We start from the raw sequence: 13,697 nt of genomic DNA on the forward strand, positions 1-13,697 counted from the left end.
TCATGTCGGTAAATAGACATGTGCATAAATTTGGTGGCAGCAGCTTAGCTGATGCAGGGTGCTTTAAGCGGGTGGCAGCCATTGTGGCTGAGCATACCCAAGCACAGGATTTAATAGTGGTATCGGCGGCGGGTAAAACCACTAACCGTTTAATCAATATCATTGAGTTGGCTAAACAGGCCGATAATGCCGCAGCCGATGCGCTCACCGGTTTAATTGAATTTCAAAGCAAGTTGGTGAATGAGCTTCTTGATGAAGCAGCTGCCAAACCGATCTTAACAGCGCTTGACGGCGAGCATCACCAAATTGCTAGTATTCTTGAAGGTGGGCTTACAGCCTTTACCTGCAACGAAGTATTGTCTTTTGGCGAGCGTTGGTCTGCACGTTTATTAGCTGCTTTGTTAAGTGCTCAAGATTGCCAAGCCGAATGGTTAGATTCACGCCAGTTCTTTAAAGCCGAGTTATCCACTCAACCGCAAGTGGATGTTGCGCAAAGCGCGCCCTTGTTAGCTAGCTGCCTAGCAGCTAAACCAGCTTGTAGAGTGGTAGTTACCGGCTTTATTTGTAGCGATAGTGAACAACGTACCGTGACATTAGGTCGCAATGGCAGCGACTACTCGGCCACCGAGCTTGCGGCCTTGGCGGATGCTGTGTCTACTACGATTTGGAGTGATGTAGCAGGTATTTATAGTGCTGATCCTCGTTTAGTGAAAGATGCGGTATTGCTTGAAAACCTTGCGTTGAATGAAGCGGCAGAATTATCGCGGATAGGTACCTCGGTATTGCATGCGCGAACTTTAGAGCCACTGGCGCGCTCTCGCCAAAAAGTGAACTTGCGTTGCAGCTACGCCCCCAACGATGGTCAAACCCTTATTCACCGCAAAGGTACTAATAGCCACAGCGCAAAAATTGTTACCTCGGTAGACAATGTAGTGCTACTTGAGCTTACCTTTACCCAAGATTTTACGCTTAACGCTACGGCCTTGTTAGAAGCCTTAGTTAGTCATCATCTAGCACCCGCTACTCGCCATAAACATAGCGAAACAGGCTCGCTGCGTATGGCTTACACTTGCGAACTAGTCGATGAAGCCTTGGCCAAAATCGATCAGCTGGCCAGCCAATTTCATATCCAAAAAATTGAGCGTAGCGAAGGTTACAGTTTGGTGGCCTTAGTGGGCGCAGGCGTGTGTGATAATCCGCAGCAGTGTTACCAGTTTTTTCAGCATTTGGCTGAGCAGCCGCTGGAGTTTATTCACTCTAGTGCTGATAAATTAAGTTTGTGTGCGGTGGTGAGAAAAATCACCTTAGAGCCGCTATTAAAAGATTTACATAGCCACTTATTCAAGCAAAAAACCAAGTTAGGTTTGGTGGTATTTGGTAAAGGCAACATCGGTAGCCAGTGGCTTGAGTTGTTTAGCCAGCAACAGGCTAAGCTGGAGCAGCAACATCAAATTGAGTTGTGTTTGGCGGGTGTGTTTTCTAGTAAAGCTGGCCATTTAGATTTTACTGGCTTAGCGCTTGAGCAGCTAAACAGCAGTGAGGCCGATACTGCCCTTATTTGGCCAGAGATATTTGATAAGCTAAAACGTCATCCATATGACGAGCTTGCTGTGTTAGACATTACCGCCAGTGAAGCGTTAAGCGCTTATTATGGTGAATTTGCTCGACATGGCTTCCACCTTATTACCGCTAACAAACATGCAGGTGCAAGTGAGCAAGCTAATTATTCAGCCTTGCAGCAAGCCTTTAGTGATCATGGTGCTCAATGGTTAAGTAACGCCACAGTAGGGGCGGGCTTGCCAGTGCAAAAAAGTATTCAAAGTTTGCGTGACTCTGGCGATGAGATTCATACCATCTCAGGAATATTTTCTGGCACTTTGAGTTGGTTGTTCCAACAGTACGACGGAACAGTGGCCTTTTCTGAATTGCTCGCCGATGCCTTAAATCAAGGTTTAACCGAGCCAGATCCTCGCGAGGATCTTTCTGGTAAAGATGTGCAGCGCAAGTTGCTTATTTTAGCTAGAGAGGCGGGTTTACAGTTGGAGCTAGCCGATATTACGCTAAGCTCTTTAGTGCCAGAGCATTTAGCGGCCTTAACGGTGGAGCAGTTTTTAGACTCGATGAGCGAGCTAGACCAAAGCATGCTAGAAGCGTTTAATGACGCTAAGCGCCAGGGCAAAGTGATTCGTTTTCTAGCCAAAGTGAATCAAAAGGGAGAGGCTGAAGTTGGCTTATCAGCAATTGATGCACTTCATCCTTTTGCTAACCTTAAACCTTGTGACAATGTGTTTGCCATTGAGAGCTTATGGTACAAGCAAAACCCTTTGGTGATTCAAGGGCCAGGCGCGGGCAGAGAAGTGACTGCAGGGGCTATTCAAGCTGATTTAGTTAGCCTTTGCAAAAGCCTTAAATAAGCTGATGTTGGATAAAAAAAGGCCTCTTAAACTAAGAGGCCAAATAGGATATTAAGGGTGTTTACAAACGCTTGAAGGTTGCTACCTTCACTCTAGTTTTAAGGGTTGCTAGAAAACCTTCCGCACAAGAAAAGGTGGCGTGAAGCCACCTCTCAATTTTTACTCACACTTGCTAATCATCATTGTTCCGCCGGTTAAGGCATCATTGATTTCAAAGCTATATACGTATTCACCTGCTTCAGGGATAACTACACTTGATTCTGTACCTTCACCGGCTGCAATAGACATTGCTTGTTCCGTTGCAATTACAGCCACTCCGGTAGATGAAGCAAATTCTGAGCTCCAATCTGATGCAGCAAACTTAAAGCCAAACGAAGTGGTCGCTGTTTCGTTTACCACCACTTGGTAAATATTGTCGCCTTTGTAAGTGAACTTATGGCTATCTGGCGTGGCCATGAACCCGTCGCCACCACTATAGTTACCACGGATCCACATTTCTTTATCCAGTGGACCGTTTCCTGCAACATCAGGGGCATTACAATCTGCCAAGGGGCCAGTTCCTACCAAACTTCCACCGTTCCCTTGTTGTGGGCCATCGGCGGTAGCAGACATCACTTCGAGGAATAGTGATTCGAAGCCATCAATTTCGATGGTATAACCGCCAGAAGCAATATCGATGGTCTCGTTATTTAGCATGTTGCGTAATTGACCGTCACTACCAACATCATCACCGGTTACCGTAATGGTGTAACTGTTGCCGCTAGTATTGTTCAGGAACAAAATGGTGTTGTCTTCGAACTGTTTGTGGTCAAAGAAAACATTAGCCGCATCATCATGATTAATGGCAACTCGCTCACCTTTATAAAGCGCAGGGTTTGCTGCTCGTAAGGTCATCAAAGAGCTAATGTAATCACGTAAATCAGCCTGATTGGCGTTGGCATTAAATACACTGCCACCTTGCTCACTGGCTAGGCCTTCAACTTGACCGCTGTTGCGAGCCACGTGGTCATCACACAAACCTAAATCTGCACAGGTTGTATTGCTAACTTGGTCGGCAAAATCTGGTACTTCATCGCCAATTTCTTCACCGTAGTAAAGGGTAATTGGTCCAGAATAAGCACTTAGGAATGCATAAGCTGCTTTATGACGATCCCAGTATTCTTGATCACTTGGTTCAGCGATATCGCCGCGTTGCAATAAATCGCCAAAACGCAATAAATCATGATTACCAATAAAACCATTTGGCACTGCGTGAGAAGGATTAGCAATTTGAGCGTTAAATGCCGCGTTTAAGTTAGTTGCATCACGACCACCACTGCCGCTTTCTTCTACAGCGTAAGTTTGAGTGATGCTATATCGCATTGGGAAATCAAAGGCCGAACACAAACCTGGTGCTGTTTCTGGTCCGTAGCCGTCATCACGAATTTGACTGCCGCCGCCATCCCAAATTTCTGCCACCATGTACGCTAATGGATTAACAGTTTCGCCATTCATGGTGTAGGTGGTTGCTTTAGATGCATCTTCAACCGCTTTACGAATTTCGCCCCATGCACCAACAGGTACTTGGTACGCTTGGTCTAAACGCCAGCCATCGATACCCAGTTCTGTTACCCAGTAGCTAGCAACTTCTTTATAAAACTCAAGGGTATCGTTATCGGTACCTGGGTAGCTAACAGGGTTATCAGAGCCTGAAGGCGTTAAGCCATTTGGAGAAGGTGTTACATTGCCTTTATGGTGACCAAATACGCCATCAAAGATTACGTACATGCCACGCGCATGTGCTTCATTTACTAATGTGCGCGCTTGCTCTATGGTGCCAAAGTTAGGATCGATGGCGAAGTAGTTACGGGTAAAGTAACCGGTAGCATCTAGCTTGCTATCGCCTTCTGAGTCAAAGATAGGCGTCATCCAAACGGCGTTCATGCCTAAGCTCTGGATGTAGTCAAGCGAGTCGATAATACCTTGCAGATCGCCTTTATGGTGGCTAGTACCGTAACCGTCGTTGTAGTCGTGGTTTGAATCACCATCGATAAACGCTTCGGTCATTACTTGATAGATGCGAAGTTCTTTTGCTTTTTCATAAATTTCAGCATCACAAGCATAAGCTTGGTATTCATAATCAGGTGTTCCGCCATCGCCGCCGCTATCACCGCCGCCACAAGCACTTAAACCAAATACTACTGCCATTGAGATGGCGCTCTTGGACCAATTCATTATTCATCCTTGCTAAATACAACTTATATGAGCTCAGTTAATCACAGCGTCTTTAGACTGGATACTTGATAGCGTTTTCAGATTGATGGAAAATTGACCCAGCTCGCATCTTTCGTTTAATTGAGAATATTGTTTTTTTATGAAATGGTTTTCATTTTGATTATTCTGCTCAAGAAACGATTCATGGTTAAAAACTTGGTTTGTGAGGATTTGCATTGTTCGATTTGGGTTTTTTACTACTCACGGTATGATAGCCCTATAAATAGAAAGAAAGTGGCAGGTTTATGAGTGGCGTTAGGGCCCAGCAAAAAGAGAAAACACGTAGAGCAATTATTGATGCTGCGTTTAGTCAGCTAAGTGCTGAACGTGGTCTGTCGAGCTTAAGTTTGAGGGAAGTGGCTAGGGAAGCGGGTATTGCACCCACTTCTTTTTATCGTCACTTTTCTGATATGGAAGAACTGGGACTAACCTTAGTAGATGAAGGTGGATTAACCTTACGCCAGCTGATGCGCCAAGCGCGGCAGCGCATTATTGCCAGTGGTGGCAGTGTTATTGGCACCTCGGTAGAAACCTTTATGGAGTTTGTTTATAACAATCCTAATGTGTTTCGTTTGTTGCTGCGTGAGCGTTCAGGTACATCTCCGGCTTTTAGGGCCGCTGTGGCGCGGGAGATCGCCCATTTTATTGCCGAGCTTACCGACTATTTAGAGCTGCAATATCGCTGCCCAAGAGAGGATGCGCAAATGCAAGCCGAGGCAATGGTGATCATTGTTTTTAATGCTGGAGCATCTGCTTTAGATTTAGCCGAGTTTGATCGCCAATTGTTGGCCGATAAAACCATTAAACAGTTACGCATTGTTGCCAAGGGAGCGGCACTCTACAATCGCTCGGAAGCCTTAAGTTAAGAGGTGAATATGAAGGTAAGAAAATCGCTGCTATTGCTAGCTTTTATTGCAGGCTTATGTGGTAACGCCAGCTTGGCCTTGTTTACGGTGCCTGAGTTAAAGTTTTCGGTGTTTCCAATCATTGCCTTTGTACTGGCCATTATGCAGCTGTACCACTTATATACTGAAAAAGACTTAAGTGAAGACTCTCCCCTAATGAGTGTCGCCGCCTTTCTGCTGGGCGCGCTGGGTTATTCGGCCATGTTGCGTGCTCAATTCCCCGACATTGGTAGCAACTTAGTATTGCTAATCATCTGTTTGTTTATTGGCTTATGGTTGATGTTTAAGTTAGGTGGCTTTAAACGCTAAGGTTTGAATTTTTAAGTTATTGTAAAGCCTGCTGCCATGCTAAATCTGCCTGTTGTTGGTAGGCTTTCCAATCTCCTTTTAACCATCGTTGGCGACCTTTTTCTGCAAAAAATAGATGCAGTTGGTTATCAAAAAATTCCCACACTTGGCCGTCGGTTGCAATTAAGCCCTCGCCTAAAGACAGTGCATTGGCACAAAATCCGTTGTATTTAGCTTGGTAGGTCTCTGGGCTAGCCGCAAATTTGTCGGCGCTTTGTTGACTGGCAAACTGCCAGTTTGCCTCTTTCCATCTCACTATATATTTTTTATTGCCCTGCTGAATGTTGCGATTGGCTTGGTCTTGAGCAAGCTGGTAACTGGTTATGTCAATTCCGCCTATAGCTTTGTCGCTCCAGAAGCTGGTGCTTACCGGCTCATTGGCAAAGCTGCTTAAACTGAGTATCAAGCAAGTGGTAGCAAATATAATCTGTTTCATAATCTTCCCTAGATGCTGAGTAAGCCATAAATGGAGACCGTGCTTAGCAGAGCACTATTTCAAATAGTAAAAAGCCGCGTCAATTAACGCGGCTTTAAGTTGCAGGTGAATACTTGTGCTAGCGACGCTGCAGGTACATGCCTACTTCGATGTGGTCGGTATAGGGAAACTGGTCAAACAGCGCCCAATGGCTAATTTTGTGAGTACGGCTTAACTCACTTAGATTGTCGTAAAGTGTATTAGGGTTACACGAGATATAAACAATGTTGTCGTAGCCTTGCACCATGCCTAAGGTTGCATCATCTAAACCCGCTCGTGGTGGGTCAACCAAAATGGTATCGCATTGATAAGTGCTTAAATCAACATCAGCTTCTTTTAGGCGGCGGAACTCGCGCTCACCTAACATCGCTTCAGTAAACTCTTCTGCCGACAAACGAATGATTTTTACGTTGTCGATGTTGTTATGTTTAATGTTGTATTGCGCTGCTTCAACCGAGGGTTTGGCGATTTCGGTGGCTAACACGCGATTGAAGTTTTTGGCTAAGGCTAATGAGAAATTACCATTGCCGCAATACAGTTCTAGCAAATCACCTTGGCTATCGCTGGTGGCGTGTTGCGCCCATTCCAACATGTGTTGATTTACTATTGCGTTAGGTTGAGTGAAGCTGTTTTCTATTTGCTGGTAAATAAGCTTTTCACCATTAACAGTAAGTACTTCATCTACTCTATCTTGGTCTAAACACATTTTTTGTTTACGTGAGCGACCAATTAACTGAATTGAAAATTGCTTGCTTAGCTCAGCTTTTAGTTTTTCGGCTTCTACCCGCCATGCCTCGTCGATAGGCTTGTGGTAGAGCATGCTTACAATCACTTCGCCACTTAAGGTTGATAGAAAATCCACTTGAAACAGTTTGTGACGCAGCAGCGGGTTTGGTTTTAGCTGCTCAACTAAAATTGGCATAAGCTGGTTAATGATTTCGCTAGCCGGAGGAAAGCTGTCTACTCTAAATTTTTGTTTGGTTTGCTGATCAAACATGATGTAGAAGAGATCGTCACCTTCATGCCACACCCTAAACTCGGCGCGCATTCGATAATGTTTCGTCGGTGATGCAAATACACTCGGTTGAGCAGGCGAAAATTCGGCAAACTGCTCTAAGCGTTTTGCCACTTTGTCGGCCAATAGTTGTTGGTACTGTTCTGGGTAGTATGCAATAGCGCTCATGGCCGTTCCTCTGTTCTAGCAAGCAGCGCAATTTAAAGGGGCGTGGCTTGCTTGTCCAGTTTATCTACAATAATAGTGATAATATTTCTAAAGTTTTAATTTTGGTCGCCGATAAGCTGTGACTAGGGTAAATCCGTGGAGGCTTTATGAACGAACTGAATGGCGTGGGCAAAACCCCCGTACAACAGTATGCCGAGCGCTTGTTGCAGCAGTCGGCACCGGCGATTGAGAAACGCAATAACTTGGCAGATGACAAGGCAAGCTTAAACCAACAAGGTGCGGTAGCTAGCCATGTGTTATTGAGTTCTGTTGAAAAACATACCTTATCTATGGCTACGGGTGGAGTAAGCCTCCCTAAACCCCAGCAAGTGAGCGTGTTTGATGCTGAAGAAGTCGCTCGAAACGTGCTTAATTTTGTTGCCAGTACCCTGCACAGCGCTAAACAGTCGGGGATGTCGGAAGATAAGCTAGCCGAAATGATGGCCCAAGCCCGTAAAGGGGTTGATATGGGTTTTGAAGGTGCCCGTGAGGAACTTAGTGATGCGGGTATTCTTAATGAAGAGTTAGAAAAAGGCATCGATAAGAGTTATGACCTAATTCAAGAAGGTTTAGAAAAGATTGAAGAAGGTGATTACGAAATTCAATCTGCACCTCTTTATAGCCAACTGGCAATGTCTAGTTCGCAATCCGCCACAATGGAGTTAGAAACAGCAGAAGGCGATAAGGTCACTATTAGTTATGGCTCGCAGTTAGCCGCCAGTTATAGTGAAGGGCGTTCTTCAATCCAAGCCTCTTTCTCCTCTCAGCAACAATTTAGCTTCTCGGTTGAGGGAGACCTTAATGATGATGAACTGGCGGCAATTGCTGATTTGATTAAACAAGTTGATGAGGTTGGCCAGCAGTTTTTCTCGGGCGATTTAGATAAAGCCTTTGACCAAGCGCTAAATATTGGTTTCGACGAACAGCAGCTAGTTGGCTTTGCGGTTAACTTTCAGCAACAACAAAGCGTAGCGGTTACCCAAGCCTATCAACAAGCTAATGACAAATCCTCTGGTGGTTCTGAGCTGGTACCAGACTTAAGTGAATTTTTGAGCTCTTGGCAAGATATTCAAGCCAAAGTGAGTGCTTTGTTTGCTCAACCTGAATCTGCCACCGAAACGCTATTGGCTGGAATACTGCCTATTTCTAGTCCTAGTGACGAAGAAAACAAACAAGCAGATGTAGAACGCTTTAAAGGTTTTGCCGACCGCATGGCTGAAGCTTTAGCTATGTTTAACAACACACCCGCTGCTGCGAATAACGCAGCCGACAACATTAGTTAATTTCAAGTTGGGTAAAAGCGCGGCTTTTTGTGCTATCAATCACATTAAGCCTCGCTTATAATCTCGCCCGCTGTGGTGCTTGTGTAGTAAATACTCAAGCTTAATAGGGAATCTGGTGCAAATCCGGAACTGACGCGCAGCGGTAATGAGGAACGAAAGCTCAAGGATTGGCCTTTTCCAAGGAACTCCAGACACTGTTTGTATCGCCAAACGGGAAGTCGCAGCCGTAGTACAAGTAATACGCCTCTAAGTCCGAATACCTGCCACATCGCACATGCTTATAACAGCAAAGTACTACGCGACGATTAGGATTACATCGATGAAGAAGTTCATATTACTGGCCGCAGTAGCGCCAGCTTTTGGCTATGCCCAAGAAACCCAGCAAGCACCCCAAACAGAACAGCCAGCTACTATGGTTGTTACCGCCAACCGCATGGAACAAACCGAAGCCAGTGTTATTGCGCCACTTACTGTGGTTAGCCGTAGCGAAATTGAAAGCAGCGGTGCTCAAGACATTATTGATGTGCTAAGTCAGCAAGTGGGTATTAGCGTTACCCGTAATGGCGGTAAAGGGCATACCGAAAGTGTGTTTATTCGTGGTACCAGCTCGGCACAATCTTTGTTTCTTATCGATGGCGTGCGAATTAATACTGCTACAAATGGTGGCGCGCAGTTGTCATTACTACCCTTAGAGTTTGTGGAGCGTATTGAAATTTTACGTGGTGCGAGAGCTTCGATTTACGGCGCCGATGCCGTAGGCGGGGTAATCAACATTATTACTCGCCCTAGTTTTGGCAGCGAGTATCACGGCTTGAAAGCCGCAGTTGGTACTCAAGAAACCGTTAAGCTTGCCGCTCGTGCAAGCGGACAATTAGATGAAGCTACTCAATACAATGTTATTTTTAGCAAAGATAAGAGCAATGGTTATGATATTCGTCCACAAGATAACTTAGACGAAGACTATGGCTACGATACTTTTGGAGGATTGTTAAGCTTGGATCATGAATTCAACCAAGCTTGGCGTGGACGAGTATTCTTACTCCTAAATGATAGCGAGTCCGAATTTATTCAAGGTGGTAAAGCTTTAACCAAGCACAAGCAGACCGTTTACGGTGTTAGTGTTAATTACGCTCAAGACCGAATCAATAGTGAGTTTGCATTAAACTCTCAACAAGACCAATCGGATACAGCACCAGCCGATAATTTTGTTGATCCCCAGCGCTATTCTACAGAACGAGTTGCTGCGAACTGGCTATTAGGCTATCAACTTAACCAGCAATGGTTATTGCAAGGTGGGCTTGATTATCAAAAAGATGATATTTCTGGTACAAGCTTGATTTATCAACAAGAAAGCCGAGATAACAAAGCTGCCCATATTGGTACGCGAGCAGACTACGACCAGCATACTCTCGAGGGTAGCTTACGTTATGATGACAACGAACATTACGGTGACCACACTACCTATAACCTAGGTTGGGCTTGGCAGTTCCAACCGTCAATGCGTTTTAATGCATTGCATGGCACCGCCTTCAGAGCTCCAACTTTTAACGATCTTTACTACCCAGGTAGTGAAAACCCTAGTTTAAAAGCAGAAACGTCAACTAATAGTGAGTTGGGCTTAGAGCTTAATTTACTGCAAAGCCAATGGCAGCTTAATGTATTTCGTAATGACGTGGATAATCTTATTGCTTGGGGGTGTGTAGCGCGTTGTGATAACGACTACACTGGAACTCCTGATACATGGCCATTATGGACACCAGACAATGTAAGTGATGCGCGCATTCAGGGTATCGAGTTCCAAGGTGAGTTTTCTACAGCTTGGGTAAACCATAGGGTAATTGTAGAGTTTTTAGATCCAAAGGATCGCAGTACCGATAAAAACTTGATTCGCCGTCCAGAGGAGCAAGTTAAGTATAAAGCTGATATGTATTGGCAGAGCCTGCAAGTTGTCGTCGATTTTCTATGGCGCGGAGATTCGTATGAAGATGCAGCAAATACTACAACCATTGATAGCCATTCCATTTGGGATTTAAGTGCTAACTATAAGTTTGCTAGCGGGTTACGTGTTGATGCGAAACTACGAAATGTATTTGATAAGCAGTATTCAACTGTAAACGACTACCAAGCACAAGGTCGTACCTTTGAGTTGGGCGCAAGTTACCAGTTTTAAGGTTTACGCTTTAACATAGCTCTCAGCCCTAGCTTTGGTTAAACTAGGGCTGAATTATTTTAAAGGCTTATTGGTAGAGTAATGCACGTTCTTGTTTTTGATTCTGGTGTGGGTGGTTTATCTGTTTTAGAGCAACTGCAGCAGCGAAACCCTAATATGCAATACAGCTACTTGTTCGATAACCTTTATTTTCCCTATGGGGAGTTAGACGACCAACAGCTGATTACCCGTGTGGTCGAACTGCTCACTAAGGCAGTAAATAAGTTTAACCCCGACCTGGTGGTTGTGGCGTGTAACTCTGCCAGTACCTTATCCCTTCCTTCTTTGCGCGAAACTCTCTCCTTACCAATAGTTGGCGTTGTACCTGCGATAAAATCTGCTGCGAACAAAAGCATCACTCGCCACTTTGGTGTATTGGCGACTCCCGGTACCGTAGAGCGCAGTTATACTGAACAACTTATTGCAGACTTTGCCAAAGATTGTCGCGTTGAGTTACTCGGTTCTACATTATTAGTGCAATTGGCAGAACAAAAACTAGCGGGCGAATCTATAGCGCTTGAAGATGTAAAGCAGGCGTTAGCGTCGTGGTTATCGTTTGATGATCTAGATTGCGTGGTATTAGGTTGTACCCATTTCCCCTTATTAAAGGATGAAATCCAGCAAGTATTGGGTGAGCGAGTATGTTTGGTTGATTCTGGCGCCGCGATAGCCAATCGTGTACACAGTTTGCTATCAACTAACGAAGCCTTGAATCTAAGCCAAAAAAAAGCGGAAGCTCGTGCTTACTGCACTATGCATCCCGCTAATTCTTCGTTGTTAAAACAGCTACAAGCTTATCAACTAAGTAGCTTGCAACTATTTACTTAGGCTTCTTTACGCTCATTCGCTTCACGAACCTTTAAAGTGCGTTGTTGAAACTCTTGTTCGTTTAGGGCTTCAACTGCTTTTGGTGCATCTTTAGCTGCCATTTCAACAAAACCAAAGCCGCGACGTTTGCCAGTTTGCTTATCTTTCAATAAACGTACTGATACTACTTGGCCGTAATCTGAGAATAGTTTGCGAATAGCTGACTCGTTTGCACGATAGGGTAGGTTACCAACGTATAGGGTTTGTGTTTCCACACCGTCGGATGATTCAGTCGTTGATGAACTTGCTGGTTGTTCGTCGCTAGTAGCACCGTTAGAACTTAACAATACGATGGCGCCGCCAACAATTACTGCTATAGATAGGTATAAAGGCTGTAGTGGAGCGACTGCGGCAGCCACAAAATAAGCAGCAACTGCTACCGCTATAAGTATGACAACAGATAAACTGGAATTTTTCATAATAAATTCAATGCTCAATGTATTCAGAATAATGGAAAGCAATTTTTTAACAAAATTGCGACATCATGGTAGCCAGCTTTTTGCCGATAAGCTAGAAAATGTACAATTTCTCTATCAGAAACTTGCTAAATGACACAATTACTTTTAATTCATAGGCTTGTTTAGTCGCGAACTTGGTTTTCTGTGGATAAGTTTGTGGGTATTTTGTGGCTTAGTTGGGGGTTAATTATCAATTCAAAATTAATTGTGATTTTCTTCAAAAAACGCTTGCGCCGCGGGAATCGATCCCTATAATGCACCTCCACTGACACGGCACGCAGCGCGCTAAAGCGAAGCAAGGCTACGTCAGGGTTAGCAAGGCCTAGGGCTGAGTTGACCGGTTGAAAAACTTCTTCTTAATTAATATTAAAAAGCGGTTGACAGCCACAGAGGAAAGCGTAGAATGCGCACCTCGCTTCGGCAACGAAGCAACGCTCTTTAACAATTTATCAAGCAATCTGTGTGAGCACTCACAGGACCTTAAGCGAAAAAATTAAGCTTAAGTGAACTGGAGTCTTGCACTGTAAAACACAGTAATAATTTCAGTTTTTAACTTTGAGCGAAAAAACTTTTGATTGAAGAGTTTGATCATGGCTCAGATTGAACGCTGGCGGCAGGCTTAACACATGCAAGTCGAGCGGTAACAGAGAGTAGCTTGCTACTTTGCTGACGAGCGGCGGACGGGTGAGTAATGCTTGGGAATATGCCTTTACGTGGGGGACAACAGTTGGAAACGACTGCTAATACCGCATAATGTCTTCGGACCAAAGGAGGGGATGCTTCGGCACCTTTCGCGTAAAGATTAGCCCAAGTGGGATTAGCTAGTTGGTAAGGTAATGGCTTACCAAGGCGACGATCCCTAGCTGGTTTGAGAGGATGATCAGCCACACTGGGACTGAGACACGGCCCAGACTCCTACGGGAGGCAGCAGTGGGGAATATTGCACAATGGGCGAAAGCCTGATGCAGCCATGCCGCGTGTGTGAAGAAGGCCTTCGGGTTGTAAAGCACTTTCAGTCGTGAGGAAGGGGTAGTAATTAATACTTGCTATCTTTGACGTTAGCGACAGAAGAAGGACCGGCTAACTCCGTGCCAGCAGCCGCGGTAATACGGAGGGTCCGAGCGTTAATCGGAATTACTGGGCGTAAAGCGTACGCAGGCGGCTTGTTAAGCCAGATGTGAAATCCCCGGGCTCAACCTGGGAATGGCATTTGGAACTGGCAAGCTAGAGTTTTGTAGAGGGTGGTAGAATTTCAGGTGTAGC

At 44.9% G+C, this 13,697-nt stretch carries 10 protein-coding genes, 1 rRNA gene and 1 riboswitch (1 of these 12 running past the window's edge); of the genes, 7 read left to right on the forward strand and 4 right to left on the reverse strand.

Features of this window, described 5'->3' with window-relative positions:
- Positions 1-2 precede the first annotated feature (2 nt).
- Positions 3-2,414, forward strand: a complete 2,412-nt coding sequence (gene metL / locus LQZ07_RS01955; RefSeq protein WP_152783550.1) for a bifunctional aspartate kinase/homoserine dehydrogenase II — start codon at positions 3-5, stop codon at positions 2,412-2,414.
- 159 nt (positions 2,415-2,573) lie between these two features.
- On the opposite strand, the gene LQZ07_RS01960 is transcribed toward metL, so the two are convergent.
- Positions 2,574-4,628, reverse strand: coding sequence for an alpha-amylase family glycosyl hydrolase (locus tag LQZ07_RS01960; protein WP_152783548.1), 2,055 nt, complete (start codon positions 4,626-4,628; stop codon positions 2,574-2,576).
- A 284-nt stretch (positions 4,629-4,912) separates the two neighbouring features.
- On the opposite strand from LQZ07_RS01960, the gene fabR reads away from it, so the two are divergent.
- Positions 4,913-5,533: an HTH-type transcriptional repressor FabR gene (gene fabR, locus LQZ07_RS01965; RefSeq protein ID WP_016399696.1), complete on the forward strand. Its 621-nt coding sequence runs from the start codon at positions 4,913-4,915 to the stop codon at positions 5,531-5,533.
- A gap of 9 nt (positions 5,534-5,542) precedes the next feature.
- Positions 5,543-5,881, forward strand: coding sequence for a DUF1422 family protein (locus LQZ07_RS01970; protein ID WP_016399695.1), 339 nt, complete (start codon positions 5,543-5,545; stop codon positions 5,879-5,881).
- Positions 5,882-5,897: 16 nt separating this feature from the next.
- Here the strand turns inward: LQZ07_RS01970 and LQZ07_RS01975 are convergent, their stop codons facing one another.
- Both LQZ07_RS01975 and trmA read right to left on the reverse strand, forming a co-directional pair.
- Complete coding sequence (locus tag LQZ07_RS01975; RefSeq protein ID WP_152783546.1) at positions 5,898-6,356, reverse strand: YHS domain-containing (seleno)protein; 459 nt, start codon at positions 6,354-6,356, stop codon at positions 5,898-5,900.
- Between the two features lie 118 nt (positions 6,357-6,474).
- On the reverse strand, positions 6,475-7,578 hold the full coding sequence (gene trmA / locus LQZ07_RS01980) for a tRNA (uridine(54)-C5)-methyltransferase TrmA (protein ID WP_152783544.1): 1,104 nt from the start codon (positions 7,576-7,578) through the stop codon (positions 6,475-6,477).
- A 146-nt stretch (positions 7,579-7,724) separates the two neighbouring features.
- On the opposite strand from trmA, the gene LQZ07_RS01985 reads away from it, so the two are divergent.
- From LQZ07_RS01985 to murI, 3 genes are all read left to right on the forward strand, one after another.
- Positions 7,725-8,900, forward strand: a complete 1,176-nt coding sequence (locus LQZ07_RS01985; RefSeq protein ID WP_152783542.1) for a DUF5610 domain-containing protein — start codon at positions 7,725-7,727, stop codon at positions 8,898-8,900.
- Between the two features lie 56 nt (positions 8,901-8,956).
- Positions 8,957-9,183: riboswitch (cobalamin riboswitch) on the forward strand.
- A gap of 36 nt (positions 9,184-9,219) precedes the next feature.
- Positions 9,220-11,070 (forward strand): TonB-dependent receptor domain-containing protein, encoded by a 1,851-nt coding sequence (locus LQZ07_RS01990; RefSeq protein WP_194164162.1) that lies wholly within the window; start codon positions 9,220-9,222, stop codon positions 11,068-11,070.
- Between the two features lie 81 nt (positions 11,071-11,151).
- Positions 11,152-11,937, forward strand: coding sequence for a glutamate racemase (gene murI, locus LQZ07_RS01995; RefSeq protein WP_152783538.1), 786 nt, complete (start codon positions 11,152-11,154; stop codon positions 11,935-11,937).
- Here murI and LQZ07_RS02000 read toward each other — a convergent pair.
- Entirely contained in the window at positions 11,934-12,395 is a 462-nt protein-coding gene (locus tag LQZ07_RS02000) for an RNA-binding protein (RefSeq protein WP_152783536.1), read from the reverse strand. The two genes, murI and LQZ07_RS02000, sit on opposite strands and share 4 nt — an antisense overlap.
- Positions 12,396-13,006: 611 nt before the next feature.
- Here LQZ07_RS02000 and LQZ07_RS02005 point away from each other — a divergent pair.
- Positions 13,007-13,697, forward strand: a 16S ribosomal RNA gene (locus LQZ07_RS02005) (it continues 854 nt past the right edge of the window).

It is taken from the genome of Agarivorans sp. B2Z047 (genome assembly GCF_023373605.1).
Classification (GTDB): Bacteria; Pseudomonadota; Gammaproteobacteria; order Enterobacterales; family Celerinatantimonadaceae; genus Agarivorans; species Agarivorans albus.